General features: G+C 69.4%; 15 protein-coding genes. 6 read left to right on the top strand and 9 right to left on the bottom strand.

Annotation, left to right across the window (positions count from 1 at the left end; genetic code table 11):
- Positions 1–8: 8 nt before the first annotated feature.
- From FM105_RS08210 to FM105_RS08195, 4 genes are all read right to left on the bottom strand, one after another.
- Entirely contained in the window at positions 9–2390 is a 2382-nt protein-coding gene (locus FM105_RS08210) for a ComEC/Rec2 family competence protein (RefSeq protein WP_143275850.1), read from the bottom strand.
- Complete coding sequence (locus FM105_RS08205) at positions 2368–3318, bottom strand: helix-hairpin-helix domain-containing protein (protein ID WP_087007168.1); 951 nt, start codon at positions 3316–3318, stop codon at positions 2368–2370. The genes FM105_RS08210 and FM105_RS08205 overlap by 23 nt, the downstream gene beginning before the upstream one ends.
- A gap of 131 nt (positions 3319–3449) precedes the next feature.
- Positions 3450–4394 carry a DegV family protein gene (locus FM105_RS08200; RefSeq protein ID WP_179207123.1) on the bottom strand — a complete coding sequence of 315 codons (945 nt, stop codon included), beginning with the start codon at positions 4392–4394 and terminating at the stop codon, positions 3450–3452.
- Positions 4391–5701, bottom strand: coding sequence for a UDP-glucose dehydrogenase family protein (locus FM105_RS08195; RefSeq protein WP_087007164.1), 1311 nt, complete (start codon positions 5699–5701; stop codon positions 4391–4393). The genes FM105_RS08200 and FM105_RS08195 overlap by 4 nt, the downstream gene beginning before the upstream one ends.
- A gap of 92 nt (positions 5702–5793) precedes the next feature.
- Here FM105_RS08195 and FM105_RS08190 point away from each other — a divergent pair, with 92 nt between their 5' ends.
- The gene (locus FM105_RS08190; RefSeq protein WP_087007162.1) at positions 5794–6483 is read left to right on the top strand and encodes a hypothetical protein; all 690 of its coding nucleotides are present in this window, start codon (positions 5794–5796) and stop codon (positions 6481–6483) included.
- Between the two features lie 87 nt (positions 6484–6570).
- Here the strand turns inward: FM105_RS08190 and nadE are convergent, their stop codons facing one another.
- Positions 6571–7392: an ammonia-dependent NAD(+) synthetase gene (nadE, locus tag FM105_RS08185; protein ID WP_087007160.1), complete on the bottom strand. Its 822-nt coding sequence runs from the start codon at positions 7390–7392 to the stop codon at positions 6571–6573.
- Positions 7393–7440: 48 nt separating this feature from the next.
- A complete protein-coding gene (gene leuS, locus FM105_RS08180) occupies positions 7441–10329 on the bottom strand; it encodes a leucine--tRNA ligase (protein ID WP_087007158.1) in 2889 nt (962 codons plus the stop codon).
- A 166-nt stretch (positions 10330–10495) separates the two neighbouring features.
- On the opposite strand from leuS, the gene FM105_RS08175 reads away from it, so the two are divergent.
- The gene (locus FM105_RS08175; protein WP_306298576.1) at positions 10496–12307 is read left to right on the top strand and encodes an AMP-dependent synthetase/ligase; all 1812 of its coding nucleotides are present in this window, start codon (positions 10496–10498) and stop codon (positions 12305–12307) included.
- Between the two features lie 93 nt (positions 12308–12400).
- Positions 12401–13444 carry a glutathione S-transferase family protein gene (locus FM105_RS08170; protein ID WP_087007153.1) on the top strand — a complete coding sequence of 348 codons (1044 nt, stop codon included), beginning with the start codon at positions 12401–12403 and terminating at the stop codon, positions 13442–13444.
- A gap of 36 nt (positions 13445–13480) precedes the next feature.
- On the opposite strand, the gene FM105_RS08165 is transcribed toward FM105_RS08170, so the two are convergent.
- Positions 13481–14212 (bottom strand): DedA family protein, encoded by a 732-nt coding sequence (locus tag FM105_RS08165; RefSeq protein ID WP_218777929.1) that lies wholly within the window; start codon positions 14210–14212, stop codon positions 13481–13483.
- Between the two features lie 82 nt (positions 14213–14294).
- Between FM105_RS08165 and FM105_RS08160 the strand changes: the two genes are divergently transcribed.
- The 3 genes from FM105_RS08160 (at position 14295) to glpK (ending at position 18530) form a co-directional block, all read left to right on the top strand.
- Positions 14295–15380, top strand: coding sequence for a YhjD/YihY/BrkB family envelope integrity protein (locus FM105_RS08160; RefSeq protein ID WP_087007148.1), 1086 nt, complete (start codon positions 14295–14297; stop codon positions 15378–15380).
- Positions 15381–15536: 156 nt separating this feature from the next.
- Entirely contained in the window at positions 15537–16979 is a 1443-nt protein-coding gene (locus FM105_RS08155; RefSeq protein ID WP_256970304.1) for a glyceraldehyde-3-phosphate dehydrogenase, read from the top strand.
- Between the two features lie 60 nt (positions 16980–17039).
- On the top strand, positions 17040–18530 hold the full coding sequence (gene glpK / locus FM105_RS08150) for a glycerol kinase GlpK (protein WP_087007144.1): 1491 nt from the start codon (positions 17040–17042) through the stop codon (positions 18528–18530).
- Between the two features lie 63 nt (positions 18531–18593).
- Here the strand turns inward: glpK and FM105_RS08145 are convergent, their stop codons facing one another.
- Positions 18594–19562, bottom strand: coding sequence for a D-2-hydroxyacid dehydrogenase (locus FM105_RS08145; protein WP_087007142.1), 969 nt, complete (start codon positions 19560–19562; stop codon positions 18594–18596).
- Between the two features lie 43 nt (positions 19563–19605).
- Positions 19606–21210: an MDR family MFS transporter gene (locus FM105_RS08140; protein ID WP_087007140.1), complete on the bottom strand. Its 1605-nt coding sequence runs from the start codon at positions 21208–21210 to the stop codon at positions 19606–19608.
- Between the last annotated feature and the right edge of the window lie 16 nt (positions 21211–21226).

The raw sequence follows: 21226 nt of genomic DNA, 5'->3' as shown, positions 1-21226 counted from the left end.
GATCCAGACTATCGTCCGGCGGGGACACCGCAGTCCCTCGCACCGCCCACCAGGGTGAGCTCCGCCGTCAGCGCGATGCTCCCGCACAGGTCGGTGCGCAGCACCGGCGCCGGGCCGAACGCCTCAAGCGCCTTGCGTGCGGGATGGCCGTAGGTGTTCCCCGCGCCGACGGACACCACCCCCACGCGGGCTGCTGAGGCGCGGAAGAATGCGGGTGACGTGTCAGCGCTGCCGTGGTGCGGGGCGAGGAGCACGTCGACGGGAGCGTGCGCCGTCAGCTCCTGCACCATGCGCAGCTGCTGCTTCTCCCCCACGTCACCGGGGAGGAGGATGCTGAGTCCGTCCACCTCCACGAGCAGCACGAGCGAGGCCGCGTTGCCGTCACTGATCGCTGACCCGTCGGCGGGAGGCCAGAGGACGCGAGCCGTGATGCCCGCCGGAAGGAGCGCCGCCGGCAGCTCTTCTCCCGCTGCCGCCGGCGCGGCGACTGTGGCGACAGCGCGCGTGCGTGCGGCCTCGGGAGAATCCGCCAGTGCGCGCGGATGGACGACGACGGCTTCGTCCACCGCCTCCACGGCGGCAGGCAGCGCCGCGACGTGATCGGCGTCGAAGTGCGACAGGGCGATCGTGAGGCGAGTGATGCCTGCACCCTCCATGCAGGCGGCGAGCAGCGCGGGGTCGTCTCCGGTGTCCACGAGCAGGGCATGGTCGCGCGGGGCGTCCCGGCTCCGGATGAGTGCGGCACTCCCCTGCCCGACGTCGCACACGACGATCGACCAGGCACCCCGGCCCGTCGCGGTCACGACCGGTACCGCAAGTCCGGCGAGGAGACAGGACACCGCCACGAGTGCGCCCGCGGTCCGTGCGCGGCGGCGCCCCAGGAGTGCGCACGCAAGACCCGCGACCATCCCCGCGGCCACGACGACTCCCCCGGGGCCCGTCGGCCAGCCGAGCGCTGCACCGGGAAGCGACGCGCACCCATGGGCGATGACGGTGATCCACCACGCCGCCGCCGCACCGAGCGCTCCAGCCGTGCGCGCGAGCAGGTGGGGCGGCATGCCGAGCGCGTCGGGGAGTGCCGCTGCGATGCCTTCGAGCCCGAGTCCTGCGAGCCCCAGCACGGTCGCCGGTGCGACCGCCGGCGCGGCTGCGACGTTCGCGAGCACCGCCCAGGGGCTGACGGTCGGGTCGAGGACGACGAGCAGCGGCGTGCACCCGGCCTGTGCCGCCACGGGCACCGCCAGCGCGACCGCGACCGGGCGCGGCATCCCGCGGTCGGTGAGCGCACGGGTGAGCGGCGGCGACAGGACGACGAGAGCCGCTGTCGCGCACACGGACAGCCCGAACCCGATCTCCGTCGCCAGATGCGGGCGCCCGATGAGCAGCACGGTCACCGCAGTGGCGAGCACCGCGAGCGTGGGTGTCCCTGCGGGCCGCAGGATGCCCACCGCCACGAGAGAGGCCATCGCGGTCGCGCGCATGACGCTGGGCTCCGGCCCGACGATGAACACGTACCCCGCCGTCACGGCCGCCGCCGGCAGGATGCGGACCCACCAGGGAGTGCGCAGGCGAGCACACAGCGCCACCACGACACCCGCGACGATGAGGATGTTCGACCCGGACACCGCCGTGAGGTGGGTCAGCGACACCGTGCGCATCGCTTCTGCGAGCGCTGGGTGGATGTGCGCGACGTCGCCCACCACGAGGCCTGGCAGCAGATCACCGCCCGCATGTGTGCCGACTCCGGAGACCTCGGCGAGTCCCGCGCGCAGATCGGCGCGGATCCGCCACCGGGCACCGGGGTCTTCGCGCACCTCGGCACTCACGAGCCCCGCCAAGTCGTCGTCCCACCAGTCCAGCTCCACGCGGAGAACGGACCCCGCCGGTGGGGGCGGCTGCTCGGAGACGACCGTCACCCTGCCCGTCTCCCCGGTCGCCACGCTGCGGAAGCGACCCGACTGGGTCTCCTGCGGGTCCGTCACGACGGTGACGAGCGCGGCCTCCGGACGTGGAGCGTCCTCGAGCATGAGCGCGTGCGCACCCGCGACGAGCACGGACAGCCCCAGCGCTGCGAGGAGCCCGCCGACGACCGGTCCGATCATCCGCGACGCACGCCGCCTGTGTGAGGAGCGCCGGGCGGTGGCCGGGTGGTGCACGAGCACGAGCACAGCGCCCAGCAGAGCGCAGCACAGGCCCGCGATCACGATGGGGAGCCCGGCCGCGGCGATCGCCGCCCATGCGCCCGCCGCGGCCGCGATGGCGCGCGCCGTCCCGATCCTCTCGAAGACGATCCTGCCGCACCACGAACCCCACGTGCGCAGTGCCGTCGTCATGCGTGCTGGTCCGGACGGTGCCGTCGAGCGCTCCTCATCCGACCGTGACGCTGTCACGGATCCTGCTGAGGGTGGCGTCGCCGATCCCGCTGACGTCGAGCAGTTCGTCGACCGTGGTGAAGCGACCGATCGCGTCCCTGTGGTCGAGGATCGACTGCGCTGTCACCGGACCGACCCCCGGCAGCGTCTCGAGTGCCGCGAGGTCAGCGCTGTTGAGGTCGACCAGGACCCCGCCTGCACCACCAGGCCCAGCTCCACCAGGCCCAGCACCGCCCGATCCTGCACCGGCAGCATCCGTCCCGGACCCGGCACCGCCGGGGTCCGCGCCTCCCGCATCGCCCGGGGCGATCTCCTCCCCCGGTCGGGGGACGCGGATCTGCTCACCGTCGACGAGCACGCGTGCGAGGTTCAGCACGTCCACATCGGCGTGCTCCGACGCGCCGCCGGCGGCGTCGAGGGCGTCCGACACCCGTGCGCCGGGTGGCAGCTCGACGACACCGGGAGCGGCCACCGCACCGACGACGTGGACGACGATCGGCCCGGCAGATGCGGCCTCACCCGCGCCATCGCTCTCAGCACCGCTCCCTGCGGCCGCCGCGGTCCCGTCCCCGGTCGTCTGAGCTCCGCCCGACGCGTCTGCCTCCGACGCATCGGCCTCCGAGGCATCGGCCTGGGCGGCTTCCCACGAGCCAGCGGACTCCTCAGAGGCAAGAGGATCGGCACCTCGCAGCAGCGACGGAGCCAGGACGAGCACCAGGACGCCCGTGAGCACAGCTCCCAGTAGGCAGAGCAGAACCGTCTTCGACAGCCACGGGCGGGTGCCCGTCACAGCCGGTTCGTCCTCCTCACAGTCGTCACCGAGATCGCCATCGAAGTCGTCATCGGGGTCAGCCACGCCCTCGCCGAGGTCGTCCGCGGGTGACCAGCCCCGTTCGCCGCTGCGGGCCAGCAGCGACGAGAACCTCTCTGCGGGTGATGGGCTCATGCGCCCACGATCGCCTCCGTGACCGTGCCCCGGAAGTCCACTCCCTCACCGGTGGACGACGGTCCGCACATCCCCGGCACGTGTGACGCGTGGTTGCGCCTCGCCGTCAGTGTCCTGTGACCGCCAGTGGATCAGCTGCGACCTCGGACGACGATCCCCACTGCGCCGGGCCCCACGTGCGCGGTGAGCACCGGCGACAGCACGTCCGCGCTGATTCCCCAGCCCTCTGCACGCGCGGCCTCCTCCATCCGGGCGTGCACCTCCCGCGCAGCGTCGTCCGCGTCGTCCAGCGATCCCTCCGAGACGAGGACCGTCACGTCGGCGGACCCCATCGCACGGGCGGCGGCCAGCGCGTCTGTGATCATGCGTGCGTGTGCCTTGCGCACGGTCCGCACCCGCGCGGTGGCGTCGACCAGCCCGTCGCGCAGGCCGAGCACGGGGACGATCGAGAGTGCACGACCCAGCAGGGACGCGGCACGACCGATCCGACCGCCGCGCTCCAGATGCTCCAGCGTCGCGGGGCAGAACACCACGAAGGTCTCGTCACGGAGGTAGTCCTCCGCCGCGGAGCGCAGCGCGGCCGGGCCCCGGCCCTCGGAGACGCCGTCGACGATGACGAGGGCGGCGCCCCCGGCCGCGGCGGACGTCGTGCGGGTGTCGATCACGGTGACGGGCACGTCGAGCTGCGCTCCGGCCGCCTCCGCGGATCCGTGGGTGCCCGACAGCGCCGCCGACAGGGTGAGCACGATGATGTGGTCGGACCCCAGCTCACGCAGGCGGTGGAACGCTTCCGTGAACGCGTGGACCGTCGGCATCGAGGTGCTGACGCGGGCACCGCCCACCATCGCCTCGCAGAGTGCGGACGCTGCGAGCTCCCCATCCACGTGCTCGACGTCGTCGACGATCACGGACAGCGGCACGACCGCGAACCTCCCCTCGAGCACGTGTGAGATGCGCGCGCGCTCGTCGGGGGTGAGCAGCACCGTCGAATCGACGATCAGGCCGATTCCCGACGCGCCGTCATCCTCGCCGGGACGCCGGCGCCGTCCGTGCGGTGCTGCGCCCGCCGCGCTCATGGTCGGCCGAGTGCGCGGTACGTCCAGCCTGCGCCGCGCCATGCGGCGGGATCGAGCACGTTGCGGCCGTCGAGCAGACGCGGCTGCGCCACGAGCTCCTTCAGGGCGACGGGGTCGAGGTCCCGGTACTGCGACCACTCGGTGAGCAGGAGGACGAGGTCCGCTCCGGTGAGCGCGGTGGTGAGGTCCTCCTCGTAGGTGAGCTCCGGCTCGCGGCGACGCGCGTTCTCAAGCCCCTGCGGATCCGTGACCGTGACGATCGCACCCTGTGCGTGCAGCGCCGCGGCGACGGCCAGTGCGGGCGAATCGCGCGTGTCGTCGCTGTCGGGCTTGAAGGCGGCGCCGAGCACCGTGATGCGGACGCCCTCGATGTCACCGTCGCAGACGCCGAGCGCCAGCTCGACCATCCGCTCACGACGACGGAGGTTGATCGCATCGATCTCCTTGAGGAAGCTCACAGCCTCCCCTGCGCCCAGATCGTCGGCCCGGGCGATGAAGGCGCGGATGTCCTTCGGCAGGCAGCCGCCGCCGAAGCCCAGGCCCGCGTTGAGGAACTTGCGGCCGATCCGGTCGTCGATGCCGATCGCGTCCGCCAGCACGGTGACGTCGCCTCCGGCGGATTCGCACAGCTCCGCCATCGCGTTGATGAACGAGATCTTCGTCGCCAGGAACGAATTCGCCGCGGTCTTGACGAGCTCCGCTGTCGGGTAGTCGGCGACGATGCGAGGTGTCCCGCGGTCCAGGACCGTCGCATACACCTCGTCGAGCTGCTGCGTCGCGCGCTCGCCGGGCTCGCCGTCCGGCACTCCGTACACCAGTCGGTCGGGACGCAGCGTGTCCTGCACCGCCTTGCCCTCGCGGAGGAACTCGGGGTTCCACGCGAGCTCAGCGCCAGTCGCGCGCACCTTCCCCGCGAGTTCCGCCGCCGTGCCGACCGGCACCGTCGACTTGCCGACGACCAGATGGCCCGGGCCGATGTGCGGGAGGATCGAATCGACCGCCGCGTGCACGTACGTGAGGTCCGCGTGCAGGCCGTCCGCACGCTGCGGTGTCCCCACGCAGACGAAGTGGACCGTGGCCGGCGCGACTGCGGACGGGTCCGAGGTGAACGACAGCCGGTCGCCGTCCTGGGTCTGCTCCAGCAGCTCCGGCAGTCCGGGCTCGAAGAACGGCGCGCGCGCCGCCGACAGCTCCGCGAGCTTCCGCTCATCGACGTCCACACCGATCACCGTGTGACCGATCGATGCCATGGATGCCGCGTGCACGGCTCCGAGGTATCCCACACCCACCACGGACACAGTCGTCATGGCGCTCCTTCTCATCGTCGTGCTCGCATCCAGGCGACGCGCGGTACGCGCATCAGCTTAGGCGACACCGGCCGCGCAGGTACTCTGAGGGAGTGAAGCGTATCGGTGACTTCCTCGTCAACACCCCGTCCGCCGTCGTCGTGGCCGCCGCGGGGGCGATCCTGCTCGTCTGCGCACTCATCCCGCCGCTCCACGGGATCGCGTGGGTGCTGCTCCTGCTCGCCGTGCTGCTCGTGCTCGGGGCTGTCATCGGGTGGTCGCGCACGTGGACGCATCTCCAGGATCGCATTGACGCGCTCGTGTCCGAGGCCGCCAGCGCTCACGACGACTATATCCCGGTCGAGCTGAGCCAGACCCCGCAGGAGGAGCTCGCACGGGCGGACGCGAAGATCGCCGCGGACATCGAGGCGACGTTCCCGGAGGACGACGGGATCGTCCGCAGACTCCGGATCGAGGCGGAGGTCACCGACTTCCCCGAGGAGCTCACGGCGCCCCTGACCGCGTTCCTCGCCGACAATTCGCACACGCGGTTCGACGAGCCCCAGGTCCATCGCGCCTTCATGTCCCTCTATCGCGCAGCTCGTGCGCTCGATCAGTGGATCCGCACGGAGACCGCTCAGTTCGACGGTCAGCGCGTGCTGGTCCCGGGCGACACCCGTGAGGGCGGCTGGCAGTCCTTCGCCGATGCCAAGCGCTCCGGGGAGGAGCACGCGGACGCATTCCTCACGGCGCGGTCGGAGTTCTCCCGCGTCGTCCTCGTGAGCAGCCTCCTCGAGGACTGACCCGGATCATCACCGACGACTGACCGCTCCCGAGGTCCACCACCGGTCGAGCCCCACCACCGGTCGAGGCCCGCCACCGGTCGTCGCTCACCACCAGTCGTCGTCGGGTCCCGGAGGGGTGCGGCGCTTGTGCTCGGACACGGAGAACTTCTCTGTGAGAGTCCGCGTGACGGTCGCGGGCACGTCACGGCCCTCCAGGAAATCATCGATCTCCGCGTAGCTCACACCCAGTGAGCTCTCGTCGGTCTCCCCCGGCGACTCATCGAGCAGATCAGCCGTGGGCACCTTCTCCCACAGGCGGTCGGGGCTGCCGAGAGCACGCAGCATCGCGGCCCCCTGCCGCTTCGTCAGCCCGGCGAGGGGGACGAGGTCCGCGGCACCGTCGCCGAACTTCGTGAAGAACCCGGTCAGCGCCTCGGCCGCGTGGTCGGTGCCCACCACCAGGGACCCTCGCGCGCCCGCGACCGCGTACTGCGCGATCATGCGCATCCGTGCCTTCACGTTGCCGCGGTGGAAGTCCGCAAGAGGACGCCCGGTGGCCTCGTCATGAGTCCTGACCAGGGCGTCGGTCGCGGGCTGCACGTCGAAGTCGACGATCTCGTCCGGCCGGATGAAATCGAGTGCGAGCGACGCGTCGGCGGCGTCCTGCTGTGATCCGTACGGCAGGCGCAGCGCACAGAAGCGTGCCCGCATCCCCTGCTGCCGCAGGTCTTCGGCCGCCAGCTGGCAGAGTCGACCGGCGAGGCTGGAATCCTGGCCGCCGGAGATCCCGACGACGAATCCCCGGGATCCGGTCCGGCGCGCGTACTCGACGAGGAAGCTGATCCGCCGCTCGACCTCCGCATGCGGATCGATGGAGGGGCGCACGCCCAGTGCGGAGCGGATCGCTGCGGGTGTCGGGGTGGTCATACGACCAGCCTAGCCCGGCCCCGCAGCGGCCCGCTCAGGTGTCGGGTGTCAGGCGTCCGGCACGATGTTGACGAGCTTGGGCGCCTTGACGATCACCTTCCGCACACCGGCCCCGTCGAGTGCCCGCACAGCACCGGGCGACTCGAGCGCCAGGCGCTCCAGGTCGTCCGCGGAGATGTCCGGGGCGACCTCGAGCCGTGCGCGGACCTTGCCCTTCACCTGCACGACCGCTGTGACGGTGTCCGCCACGAGGTGTGCCTCATCCGCCACAGGGAAGTCCTCGTACGTGAGGGTCTCCTCGTGGCCGAGCTGCTCCCAGATCTCCTCCGCGATGTGCGGGGCGAGCGGGGCGAGCATGAGGGTCAGCGGCTCCACCGCCTCACGCGGGGCGGATGCCGACTTGGTGAGGTGGTTCGTGAGCACGATGAGCTTCGACACCGCCGTGTTGTTGCGGAAGTTCTCCAGGTCGTCCCGCACCCCGGCGATCGTCTGGTGCAGGACCCGCAGGGTCTCCGCATCCGCCGGCTCGTCGGTGACGCGCAGGGCGCCGGACTCCTCATCGATCACGAGCCGCCAGACGCGCTGGAGGAAGCGGTGGGCGCCCACGACCGCACGGGTCTCCCAGGCACGCGACACCTCGAGCGGTCCCATCGACATCTCGTAGACGCGGAACGTGTCCGCACCGTACTGCTCGTACATCTCATCGGGAGTCACGACGTTCTTGAGCGACTTGCCCATCTTGCCGTACTCGCGGCTGACCTGCTCCCCGGCGAACCACCAGGTGGAGGTGCCGTCGTCGCCGACCCGCTCCTCGACCTCGTCCGCAGGGACGTACACGCCGCGTGCGTCGGTGAAGGCGTAGGCCTGGATGTACCCCTGGTTGATGAGGCGGTGGAACGGCTCGAACGACGTGGAGTGACCCAGGTCGAAGAGCACCTTGTGCCAGAACCGCGAGTACAGGAGGTGGAGCACGGCATGCTCGACGCCGCCCACGTAGAGGTCTGCACCGCCGGCCGGCTTCGCGCTGTTCGGCCCCAGCCAGTACGTCTCGTTCTCAGGCGCCGCGAACGCCTCGGCGTTGTGCGGGTCGGCGTAGCGGAACTGGTACCAGGAGGAGCCCGCCCAGTTCGGCATGGTGTTCGTGTCGCGACGGTAGGTGCGCGGACCGTCGCCCAGGTCCAGGGTCACCTCGACCCACTCGCGGTTCCGGCTCAGCGGAGCCTCCGGATCGCTGTCCACGTCGTCGGCGGCGAACGTGCGCGGCGAGAAGTCCGGCACCTCGGGCAGGTCGACCGGGAGCAGCTCGTCGGGGATCGCGTGCGGCGAGCCGTCCTCGTCGTAGACGATCGGGAAGGGCTCTCCCCAGTAGCGCTGGCGGGAGAACAGCCAGTCGCGCAGGCGGTACTGGGTCGACGCCTCGGCGAGCCCCTTGCCCTCGAGCCACGCGAGCGTGCTCGCCTTCGCCTCCTCGATGGTCGTGCCGTTGAGGTCGATCTCGTCGTTCGCGGAGTTGATCTTCGCGCCGTCGCCCGTGAACACGGTGTCCTCGTCGTGGTCGGCGGGCGGCTGGACCGTGCGGATGTAGGGCAGCCCGAACGCCTTCGCGAAGTCCCAGTCCCGCGCGTCCTCACCGGGCACGCCCATGACGGCGCCCGTGCCGTAGTTCATGAGCACGTAGTCGGCGACGAACACCGGCAGGCTCGCGCCGGTCGCCGGGTTCTCGACGTAGGTGCCGGTGAAGACGCCGGTCTTCGTCCGGTCCTCCTGCCGCTCGACCGGGGTCTTCGCGGCGGCCGCGCGACGGTAGGCGGCGACGGCCTCGCGCGGGGTCGCGGCACCGCCGCGCCAGGACTCCGGGACTGACGCGTCCCACGCGTCGAGCGTCAGCACGTCGACCAGGGGGTGCTCCGGCGACAGGACCAGGTAGGTCGTCCCGAACAGGGTGTCGGCCCGCGTCGTGTAGACCTCGATCTCCACGGAGTCTGCCGGGTACCGCAGCAGCGCTCCGGTGGACCTGCCGATCCAGTTGCGCTGCATCTGCTTGACCGCGTCCGGCCACTCGACGAGGTCCAGATCGTCCGCCAGACGATCCGCGTACGCCGTGATGCGCATGTTCCACTGGCGCAGGCGCCGGGTGAACACGGGGAAGTTCCCCCGTTCGGAGCGGCCCTCCGGGGTGACCTCCTCGTTCGCGAGGACGGTGCCCAGTCCCGGGCACCAGTTAACCGGCGAATCGGAGATGTAGGCCAGGCGGTGCTCCTGGAGGACGTCTTCGCGCTCTGCGGCGGTGAGATCCGACCATCCGCGGTCACGGCCCGTCGCACGGCCGTCCTCGAACTGGCTGATGAGTGTCTCGATCGGACGCGCGGCGCCCGCCCCGTCGGCGGCCTCCGGGTCGTACCAGCTGTTGAAGATCTGCAGGAAGATCCACTGCGTCCAGCGCACGAAGTCGGGATCCGTGGTCGAGAACGTGCGATCGGCGTCGTGCCCCAGACCCAGCCGGGACAGCTGCCGCCGCATGTTCGCGATGTTCTCTTCCGTCGTCACCCGCGGGTGCTGGCCCGTCTGGACGGCGAACTGCTCTGCGGGCAGGCCGAAGGAGTCGTAGCCGAGCGCGTGCATCACGTTGTGGCCGCGCATGCGGTGGTACCGGGCGTAGACGTCGGTGGCGAGGTACCCCAGGGGGTGGCCGACGTGCAGTCCCCTGCCGGACGGGTAGGGGAACATGTCCATCAGGTAGACGTGGTCCCGCTCGCTCCGATCGGCACGCGCTGCCGCGTCCGGGCCCGCGCCCACCGCGAGGTCTCCCACCGGATTGGGAGCGGAGAAGGTCTTCTCCTCCGCCCAGCGGCGCTGCCACTTCCCCTCGATCCGATCCGCAAGAGCGGCGTCGTACCGATGGTCGACGGGGCTCGTCTGATCGGATGAAGCGGTCATCAGCGGGGATCCTTCCGGAGGCAGGCGTAGGGACCATCCCATCCTAGACCTGTCGGGCCGCGCGGAGTCGGGCACGACTGCAGACCGCTCGAGTTTCGTGACGGAGGTTACGTCCCAGTACGATGAGGGTTCCGCACCGCTGCAGAGAGGTACCACCATGGGCTCGATGACAATGCCGCAGACCGAGACGCCGGGCGACGGGATCGACTTCCGGCTCGGCGATTCGATCACCGATGTCCTCCTCGACCGCGTTCAGGCCGATCCAGCCGCTCCGCTGATGCTGCGCGAGACATCGCCGGGCGAGTGGGAGGACGTGAGCGGTGCTCAGTTCGTCGAGGACGTCGCCTCCGTCGCGAAGGGCCTCATCGCGGCCGGCCTGGAGCCGGAGGGCGGCGTCGCACTGTTCGGTGCGACCTCGTACGAGTGGACGGTCTGCGACTACGCCATCTGGTTCGCCGGCGGCGTGACGGTCCCCTTCTACGACTCCTCCTCACGCGATCAGCTCGGCTGGATGATCGAGGATGCCGGTGTGCGGTTCGGCCTCGTCCACACGCGCGAGCACGCGGATCGCGCACGCACCGGCGCCCAGGACGCGGGGATCACGGCCGGCACGGTGCCCGTCTGGGTGTTCGGGGAGGACGGCCTCGACGAGCTCCGCACGCTCGGCGCGGCCGTCACCGATGACGAGCTCGAATCCCGTCGGTCGGCCGTCACGCCCGACACGACGGCGACCCTCATCTACACCTCCGGCACGACCGGTCGCTCGAAGGGCTGCGTGCTCACGCACGGGAACTTCGTGCAGACGGTCGCAGCCGCCCAGCAGCACGTGCCCGCCGTCTTCTCGCCCGGCTCCGTCTGCCTCCTGTTCCTGCCGCTCGCGCACGTGTTCGCGCGCTTCGTCCAGATGCTCGCCATCAACGTCGGCAGCGTGCTCGCCCACACCTCCGATCTGGGTCGCCTCACGGACACGCTCTCCGAGGTGCGCCCCACCTACATCCTCGGCGTGCCCCGCGTGTTCGAGAAAGTGTTCAACTCCGCACGCGCGAAGGCGGAGGCGGACGGCAAGGGGAAGATCTTCAACGCGGCGCAGAAGGCAGCGGTCGCGTACTCCCGCGCGCTGGACGAGGGCGGTCCGTCGCTGAGCCTCAAGGTCCAGCACGCACTGTTCGACAAGCTGGTCTACGGCAAGCTGCGCACGGTCATGGGCGGTCAGCTCGAGTATGCGGTCTCCGGCGGAGGTCCCCTGGGAGAGCACCTGGGCCACTTCTACCGCGGCATCGGCGTCAACATCATCGAGGGGTACGGACTCACGGAGACCACCGCGCCCATCACGGTGAACATCCCGAGCGATGCCCGCATGGGCACTGTCGGGAAGCCGCTGCCGGGCTGCGCCGTCGCGATCGCACCGGACGGCGAGGTGCTCGCGAAGGGCGTGAGCGTCTTCCAGGGCTACTGGAAGAACGCCGAGGCCACCGCGGACTCCTTCTACGACGAGTGGCTGCGCACGGGCGACATCGGTGAGATCGATGCAGACGGCTTCCTCCGCATCACCGGCCGGAAGAAGGAGCTCATCGTCACCTCGTCGGGCAAGAACGTGGCACCCGCACCGCTCGAGGACGACCTGCGTCGCCACCCCATCATCGGGCAGCCGATGGTCGTGGGCGACAACCGGAACTTCATCGCCGCGCTGATCTTCCTCGATGAGGAGATGCTCCCGGGCTGGCTGTCGAACAAGGGGATCCGTGCCGACCTCAGCCTCGAGGACGCAGCGATCCACCCCACGGTCCACGAGGCCGTGTCGAAGGCCGTGGACCGCGTCAACCAGAAGGTGTCCCGCGCGGAGTCGATCCGCGAGTTCAGGATCGTCCCGGCGACGCTGAGCGAGGAGAACGGCTACCTCTCCGCGAAGCAGTCGGTGAAGCGGCACATCGTCCTCAAGGACTTCTCCGAGGTGCTGGACGACATCTACGGCGTCTGACGCATCGGGCCCCGGCACCCGCCGGGGCCCGATCCCGTCGACGATCCGACACAGGGCCAGAAGCACGAGCCGGGCCAGGAGCAGGAGCGCATCATGACTGACGACCATTCGACACGCGGCAACTATGTGAAGCAGGGCGCTGAGTTCAACCGGGACACCCAGTACATCGAGGACCGCATCCTCGACGATCCGCAGGCCGATTGGCCCGTCGAAACGGGTCGCTACCGGCTCGTCGCGGCACGCGCCTGTCCCTGGGCGAACCGCACGATGATCGTCCGCCGCCTGCTGGGGCTCGAGGACGCGATCTCACTCGGCATGCCGGGTCCCACGCACGACGCGCGCTCCTGGACGTTCGATCTGGACCCCGGCGGGGTCGACCCCGTGCTGGGGATCGAGCGGCTCCAGCAGGCGTTCTTCGCGCGCTTCCCCGACTATCCGCGCGGCATCACGGTGCCCGCGGTGGTCGACATCCCCACCGGCGCCGTCGTCACGAACGACTTCCCGCAGATCACCCTCGACTTCTCCTCGCAGTGGACGCGCTTCCACCGCGACGGGGCTCCGGACCTGTACCCGGAGTCGCTGCGCGAGGAGATGGATCCGGTCATGCGCCTGATCTACACGGAGATCAACAACGGCGTGTACCGCTGCGGATTCGCAGGCGGACAGGACGCGTATGAGAAGGCGTTCGACCGCCTCTTCACCGCACTCGACACGATCGAGGAGCGGCTGACGACCCGCCGCTTCCTCATGGGCGATCGGATCACGGAGGCGGACGTGCGGCTGTTCACGACACTCGCCCGGTTCGACGCCGTCTACTACTCGCACTTCAAGTGCAACCGTCAGCGACTCACGGACTTCCCCGCGCTCTGGGGCTACGCCCGCGATCTGTTCCAGACCCCCGGATTCGGCGACACGATCGACTTCCAGCAGATCAAGGAGCACTACTTCATCGTCCACGAGGACATCAACCCCACCGGGGTCGTCCCCGTCGGGCCCGATCTGTCCGGCTGGCTGGAGGACCACGGTCGGGAGTCACTGGCCGAGGACGCCCCCTTCGGCGAGGGCACTCCCCCCGGTCCGCCGCGCGCTGACGAAGTCGTTCCCCACGCGCACAGCGCGGACGCCTGGGTGAAGTGACCGAGGCTCGGGTGATGTGACCGAGGACCGGCTCGCTCAGGCGTCCGAGGCCGCGGGGCCGGAATCCTGACCGGGCTGACCGGGCCTGCGGGCCCGGTTCCGGCGCACCCGCCGGACGATCCACCACGTGACTGCCGCGACGACCACGACGATGACGATGCGCTGGAACCAGCCGGCGTACTCCTCGATCACGGCGTAGTTCTCGCCGACCCAGAATCCCAGCACCACGAACACGGTGTTCCAGATGAGGGACCCGGCCATGGTCAGCAGCAGGAACCAGCTCTGGCTCATGCGCTCGATGCCGGCAGGGATCGATATGAGGGACCGGAAGATCGGGATCATCCGACCGAAGAACACGGCTTTGCCGCCGTGGCGGACGAACCAGGTCACGGTCCGGTCGACATCGTCCGGATCGACGAGCGGGAGCTTCGCCGCCCAGCGGGAGATCCGCTGGTGGCCGAATGCCCGGCCCACCCAGTAGAGCGCGAGTGCGCCGACCACCGAGCCGATGGTCGCCCAGGCGATCGCGGAGACGAGGCTCATCTCCCCCAGGCTCGCGGTGAACCCCGCCAGCGGCAGGATCAGTTCACTGGGAATGGGCGGGAAGAGGTTCTCGAGGGCGACGAGGAGTCCCACCCCCGGCGCGCCCACGACTTCCATGACGGTCACGACCCATTCCGTGAAGCGATCAGTCAGCGACGGCGACTGGGCTGCTGCCTCCATGGAGAGCGCTGGGATGCGGGTCGGAGCGACGAGAGACACGGGCATGGACCCAAGCATACGGCCCGGACCTGCATGTCCCCTCAGGTGTTCCTGCACGTGAGGCAGACACGCACGTAGTATGAAGCACATGACTGCAAACCCGAACGCAGCCGACCGCATCCTCACCACGTCGAAGCGAGCGGCAGGCCGCGGAACCGCCCAGCAGCTGATGCGGCGACCCGCCGTCGCCCACCTGCGCGACACGCTCACGAGGTACGGGCAGAGGCTGGGCAACCAGTTCGCCGCGGCGATCACGTACTTCCTCGTGCTCGCACTCGTCCCGATCCTCATGTTCGCGTTCTCCGCGCTGGGGTTCTTCCTGGAGATCGTCAGACCGGACCTCATGACGGCTGCGACCGAGCAGATCTCTGCGATGGGCGGCAGCGCCGCAGTGGTCGACATGCTCCAGCAGTTCCTCAGCGGCTGGCGCGGAGTCGGCATCGTGGCGATCATCTCCGCGCTCTACACCGCTCAGGGGTTCATCGGGAACCTCAAGGACGCGGTGCGGTCGCAGCTGTCGGACGACGGTGTCCAGAAGGACGAGGACGGGTTCGTCCCGCGCGTCGTCAACAACACCATCACCCTGCTCGTGATCCTCGTGGGAGCGGGGCTGGCGGTCAGCCTCTCCATCGTCTCGACGAGCCTGCGCAGCGTCATCGTGGCCTGGCTCGAGCTTCCGGGCTGGATGGATCCGGTATTCCAGCTGGTGCCGATCGTCGTGATGGCCGCGACGTTCTGGCTGCTGCTGTTCCTCGTGTTCACGCTGCTGCCCTCCGCGCCGATCCCGGTCGGGACCAAGCGGAAGGGATCCCTCGTCGGCGCCATCGTGCTGGCCATCATCGTCCAGTTCGCCACGATCCTCATCGACATGTTCTCCGGATCGCCGTCCGCAGCGCTGTTCGGGCCGGTCATCGCTATCATGCTCTCGCTCAACATCGTCGCGCGGATCCTCCTCATGGTCGCCGCGTGGATGGGCACCGCCGGTGACGACTCGATGTTCCACACCGTCGCGACCGCCCCTGCGCCCGCAGACGATCCCCGCATCGGGCCCGCCGAGGACCGCCCCACGGAGACGATAGGAGCCCTCATCACGGCGTCCGCACTCATCGGTCTCACCCTCATCGGCTTCAACCGCTATCAGTCTCGGACGGATTCGGCGTCCGGCCGTCGTTGAACACGGTCGTGGCTGAACACGGTCGCCGTTGAACACGATCGCAGTTGAACACCAGGGGAACACTGCTGGAACACCGTGAGGTGCCGCGTGCGAACGGTTCGAGCGCACCTGCGTACAATGACCCGGACACCACCGTGGAGTGAAAGGTTTCGTCTCTTGACCGACCAGATCCAGGCCGCCGCCCAGCAGTGGGCCGCCAAGCAGAGCGCCGCGGAGGGGCTGACCCCCCTCGTCGGGCGCCTGTACCGTGAGAACGACGTGCTGCTCACGGTGTACGGACGCAGTCTCCTCAACAAGTCCGTCACCGGGATCATCAAGGCCCATCGCTACGCGCGCCACTTCGACGGCGTGGAGCTCGACCTCGCAGAGACCCTCGCGATCGCCCAGCAGCTGAGCGAGATGGAGCTGGGTCCCAGCACGATCGACCTCGGACGACTCGCAACGGCTCAGCGCAGCACCGGCGGCGACCTCGCCGCCCTGCTGGCCGAACAGCTGGCGCCGGCGCTCGGACAGTCCGCAGGCGACGCCGACTCCCCCCGCGACGTGGTCCTCTACGGCTTCGGACGCATCGGCCGACTCCTGGCCCGCATCCTCATCGACCGCGCCGGGGGCACCGGCCTGCGCCTCCGTGCGATCGTGGTGCGGCGGGGCGGCGAGGGCGACATCGTCAAGCGCGCCTCGCTGCTGCGCCGCGATTCGGTCCACGGAACGTTCGACGGCAACATCGTCGTCGACGAGGAGAATGAGACGATCCTGGCGAACGGGACGCTCATCAAGATCATCTACTCGAACGACCCGTCGCAGGTGGACTACACCGCCCACGGCATCGACGATGCGATCATCGTGGACAACACGGGCATCTGGCGCGATGAGGAGGGCCTGAGCAAGCACCTGGCCTGCCCCGGCGCGTCGAAGGTCATCCTCACCGCACCCGGCAAGGGCTCCGTGAAGAACATCGTCTACGGAGTGAATTCCGACGCCATCCTGCCGGAGGACACCGTGGTGTCCGCGGCCTCCTGCACGACCAACGCGATCACTCCGGTCCTCAAGGTGATCGGTGACCAGTTCGGCGTGGAGAACGGCCACGTCGAGACGGTCCATTCGTTCACGAACGACCAGAACCTCATCGACAACTACCACAAGGGCTCCCGCCGCGGCCGCGCTGCGGGGCTCAACATGGTGCTGACGGAGACCGGTGCGGCGAAGGCCGTGTCGAAGGCGCTGCCGGAGTTCGCGGGCAAGCTGTCCGGCAACGCGATCCGCGTACCCACCCCGAACGTGTCGATGGCGGTGCTCAACCTCAACCTCGAGCGCGAGACGACGGTGGACGAGCTCAACGCGTTCCTGCGGGAGACGTCGCTGCACTCCTCCCTGCGCAACCAGGTCGACTACATTCACTCCCCCGAAGTGGTCTCCACTGACTTCGTCGGATCCAAGCGCGCCGGCATCGTCGACGGCCTCGCCACGATCGTCGATGGGAAGCGCGCCGTCGTCTACGTCTGGTACGACAACGAGTTCGGCTACTCCTGCCAGGTCATCCGGTGCGTCGCACAGATGGCGGGACTCGACCAGCCGTCGCTGCCCGCCGTGTCCGCGTGAGCGACTGAGCAGCTGAACGACTGAGCGACTGAGCGACTGAGCGACTGAAGGGTCAGCACCATGGGTCACATCCTCGCGATCGATGAGGGCACGACCTCCACCCGTGCGGCCGTCCTCGATGAGGGCGGCCGCACGGTCGCGTCTGCGGCGCGCGAATTCGACCAGTCGTTCCCCCGCCCAGGCTGGGTCGAGCACGACGCTCTGGAGATCTGGCGGGTCACCCGCGAGATGATCGGACAGGTGCTCGGCACCTCCCAGTTCACCGCGGCGGACATCGACTGCATCGGCATCACCGATCAGCGCGAGACCACCGTCGTCTGGGATCCGACGACCGGGCGTCCGCTCGCACCGGCGATCGTGTGGCAGGACACCCGCGGCGAAGAGATCGTCGCCCGTCTCGCGGAGCGGGCCGGTGACCGCATCACGGAGATCACGGGTCTGCCACCCGCCACCTACTTCTCCGCCGTGAAGCTCCTGTGGCTGCTGGAGTCCGATGAGGAGGTCCGCAGGGCGGCGGACTCGGGTCGCCTGCTGTTCGGCACGATCGACTCGTGGCTCATCTGGAACCTCACCGGGGGCGTCGACGGAGGGCTCCACGTGACCGACGTGACGAATGCGTCGCGCACGATGCTCATGGACCTCGCCACGCTCGACTGGTCGCAGGAGATGCTCGACCTCACCGGTGTGCCGCGGGACCTGCTGCCGGAGATCCGTCCGTCGATCGGCGACTTCGGCACGGTCGCCTCCCGCCACCTCCTGGGAGGCGTCCCCATCACGGGAGTCCTGGGCGATCAGCAGTCAGCCGCGTTCGGGCAGTGCGCCTTCACTCCCGGCGCCACGAAGAACACGTACGGGACCGGCTGCTTCCTGCTCACCAACACCGGCACGACGATCGAGCGCGCCAGCGGCGGCCTCATCTCCACCGTGGCGTTCCAGCAGGAGGGATTCCCCGCGCAGTACGCGCTGGAGGGATCGATCGCCGTCGCCGGCTCCCTCGTCCAGTGGCTGCGCGACAACCTCGGGATCATCCGCGACTCCGCGGAGGTCGAGGCGCTCGCGGACTCCGTGGAGGACTCCGGTGACGTCTACTTCGTGCCCGCGTTCTCCGGTCTCTACGCCCCCCGCTGGCGTTCCGACGCCCGCGGCACGATCGTCGGTCTCACGCGGTACTCGACGAAGGCGCACATCAGCCGTGCAGCGCTCGAATCGACCGTGTTCCAGACGAGCGAGGTCATCGAGACCCTGCGCCGCGACTCCGGCTTCGCCATCGATGAGATCCGTGCCGACGGCGGGATGGCCGTCAACGGCGCCCTCCTGCAGTTCCAGGCGGACATCTCCGCATGCACAGTGGTGCGCGGCGGGATCGAGTCGACTGCGATCGGTGCGGCATTCGCCGCGGGGATCGGTCGCGGCATCTACTCCGGCACCGAGGACGTGGAATCGCTCTGGGAGGAGACCGGACGCTGGACGCCGTCGATGCCCGAACCGGACCGCACACATCGCCGAGGCCGCTGGGAGGCCGCGGTCGAACGATCGCTGGGCTGGGTGTAGTCCACCGACCCCGGCGCAGGCCTGCGCCGCGAGAGCGAAGCGCAGGCCCCCGATCGGACGTCCTCAGGTCTCGCTGGGCACGTAGCCGGCACGGAGGTCCACCGTCTGCGGGAACGGCTCCCCCGCCACCCAGCGGTCCCAGTGGGTGAGGAACTGCTGCGCGAGTCGGTCCGTCCACCCCTCCGTGTCACCGGAGAGATGCGCCGTGATGAGTGTGTTCGGGGCATCCCACAGCGGGTGACCGGGCGGGAGCGGCTCCGGGTCGACGACGTCGAGGCCCGCTCCGGCGATCGTGCCATCGCTGAGAGCGGCGAGCAGGTCGTCGGTCTTCGTCGACGCGCCGCGTCCGATGCTCACGAAGCGTGCGGTGGAGGGCAGCTGTGCGAAGACGGAGGCGTCGAACATCCCGCGGGTCGCATCGGTGAGCGGTGCTGCGTTGATGAGCCAGTCGACGCTCGACAGGTGCTCGCCCAGATGGGCGGAATCGATGATGCGCGAGAAGTCGGCGTCCCCTGCGCGTGCATGGGTCGCGGCTCCTACGACGTCCACGCCGAACGCGCGCAGCAGCCGCGCCGTCCGCCTGCCGATGCCGCCGGTCCCCACGACGAGCGCGCGGGTGCCCGCAACCGTCTCCGTCTCACGGCGATGCCACACGTGGTCCCGCTGGAGCTCGAGGCTCTCCACCGACCTCTTCGCGAACATGAGCACGACGCCCAGGACGTACTCCGCGATCGCCTGGTCGAAGACGCCGTGCGCATTCGTGACCGTGACATCGGAGTCGACCAGACGGCGGAAGCGCAGCGAGTCGACCCCGGCACTCGCCGCGTGGACCCACGACAGGCGGTCGGCGGTGGGGAACGCGTCCTCGAGCGCCGTCGAGAAGAAGTCCCACATGAGGAGTGCGTCCGAGCCCGGCAGAGCGGCCGCGAGCGTGTCCGCTTCCACCCAGCGGACCTCGGCGTCGTCGCCCAGCCGGTCGAAGACCGCGGGCCGAGGCTTGTCAGGGCTGGTGAGGATGGTGAGGATCGTCATATCCCCATCCTCTCACCCGTGCTCGGCCGCGGCTGGGCCTCCCTCACCGTCCGGCGGGCTCGCCGTTCTCCTCGAGGCTCGTCGTGTCCACCGGCTCGTTCGTCGTCGCGAGGGGCTTCGGCTCGATGAAGCATGCGATGACGCCGCCGATCAGGGTGAGCGGCGCCAACCACAGGAACAGCGGGACGAGCGCGTCGTTGTACGCGTTGACGACGAGGTCGTACATCGGGCCCGGCAGATGCGCCACGAGGTCCGGGGTGAGGCTGTTCGCCGAGCCGATGTCCCCCGCACCGCCGGGGACCGCGCTGAGGCCCGACTCCAGGTTCGTCATGAGCCGCGAGGTGAAGAGGGTCCCGACGAGCGACATGCCGAGTGTGCCGCCCACCTGCCGGAAGTAGTTGTTCGACGCGGTCGCGGTGCCGACCATGCGGACGGGGAAGGAGTTCTGCACGATGAGGACCAGCTGCTGGAGCGCCAGGCCCAGACCTGTCCCGAACACCGCGAGGAAGAGCATGAGCGCCCAGACAGGAGTATCGGGCTGCAGCGTCGCCAGCAGGATCATGCCCACGGTCGCCGTGAACAGACCCGCGATCGGGTATGCCTTGTAACGACCGGTCCGTGCGATGAGGAAGCCCACGCTCGTGCCGACGACGAGCATCGTGGCCATGAGCGGGATCATCGAGAGCCCCGCATTGGCGGGAGTCAGCTCGTGGGTCATCTGCAGATAGGTGGGCATGTAGGAGATGACTCCGAACATGCCGACCGACATGCTGATGCCGGCGAGCGAGGCGAGAGTGAAGTTGCGGTCCTTGAAGAGCCACATCGGGATGATCGGCGCACTCACGCGCAGCTCGACGAAGACGAACGCCACGGCTGCGAGCACACCCGCAGCGATGAGGCCGATGATCTCCGGGGACGCCCAGGCGAACTGCGTGCCGCCCCACGCGGAGACGAGGACGACGGAACTGGTGAACACGGCGATGAGCGCGAGTCCGATCACGTCCACGGAGCGCTCACCCGTGCGCGTGCTCGAATCCTCGCGGAAGAAGACAGCAGTCGAGATGATCGCGAGCACGCCCAGGGGCAGCGACAGCAGGAAGGCCCAGCGCCATCCGGGACCCTCGGTGAGCCATCCGCCGATCAGCGGTCCGGCGACGGACGAGACCGCGAACACGGATCCCATGATGCCCATGTACTTGCCGCGCTGGCGGGCGGGCACGACGCTCGCGATGATCGCCTGCGACAGGATCATCATTCCGCCGCCGCCCACGCCCTGCACGATCCGGCCCGCGATGAGCCAGTCCATCGTGGGCGCGAGGAAGCCGATGAAGGAACCGCCGATGAAGATCGAGATGGCGGCGATGAAGAAGGACTTGCGTCCGAACTGGTCACCCAGGCGGCCGTATGCGGGCATGAGGATCGTCGACGCCAGCATGAAGCCGGTCTGGATCCACAGCATCCGGTCGACGCCATTCAGCTCGCCCACGATGGTGGGCAGGGCGGTCGCCAGCACGGTCTGGTTGAGAGAGAACATGAACATCGCGAGCATGAGGCCGACGAACAGGACGACGATCTGCCCGGTTGCAGGGGCACTGGCCGCCTGGCCGTCTGCCGGTGCGAGTGCGGGTGCGTCTGATCGTGATCCCATGGCGGACTCCTGCGAG

Origin of the sequence: Brevibacterium yomogidense (assembly GCF_900163715.1) — a bacterium.
Lineage (GTDB): Bacteria > Actinomycetota > Actinomycetes > Actinomycetales > Brevibacteriaceae > Brevibacterium > Brevibacterium yomogidense_A.
This window is presented reverse-complemented; position numbering and strand designations above follow the sequence as displayed.

Coding starts and splice junctions, on each gene's coding strand:
- FM105_RS08205 (WP_087007168.1), bottom strand. CDS start 3,318: ATGAGCCCATCACCCGCAGAGAGGTTCTCGTCGCTGCTGGCCCGCAGC.
- FM105_RS08200 (WP_179207123.1), bottom strand. CDS start 4,394: ATGAGCGCGGCGGGCGCAGCACCGCACGGACGGCGCCGGCGTCCCGGC.
- FM105_RS08195 (WP_087007164.1), bottom strand. CDS start 5,701: ATGACGACTGTGTCCGTGGTGGGTGTGGGATACCTCGGAGCCGTGCAC.
- nadE (WP_087007160.1), bottom strand. CDS start 7,392: ATGACCACCCCGACACCCGCAGCGATCCGCTCCGCACTGGGCGTGCGC.
- leuS (WP_087007158.1), bottom strand. CDS start 10,329: ATGACCGCTTCATCCGATCAGACGAGCCCCGTCGACCATCGGTACGAC.
- FM105_RS08175 (WP_306298576.1), top strand. CDS start 10,496: ATGACAATGCCGCAGACCGAGACGCCGGGCGACGGGATCGACTTCCGG.
- FM105_RS08170 (WP_087007153.1), top strand. CDS start 12,401: ATGACTGACGACCATTCGACACGCGGCAACTATGTGAAGCAGGGCGCT.
- FM105_RS08165 (WP_218777929.1), bottom strand. CDS start 14,212: ATGCCCGTGTCTCTCGTCGCTCCGACCCGCATCCCAGCGCTCTCCATG.
- FM105_RS08160 (WP_087007148.1), top strand. CDS start 14,295: ATGACTGCAAACCCGAACGCAGCCGACCGCATCCTCACCACGTCGAAG.
- glpK (WP_087007144.1), top strand. CDS start 17,040: ATGGGTCACATCCTCGCGATCGATGAGGGCACGACCTCCACCCGTGCG.
- FM105_RS08145 (WP_087007142.1), bottom strand. CDS start 19,562: ATGACGATCCTCACCATCCTCACCAGCCCTGACAAGCCTCGGCCCGCG.
- FM105_RS08140 (WP_087007140.1), bottom strand. CDS start 21,210: ATGGGATCACGATCAGACGCACCCGCACTCGCACCGGCAGACGGCCAG.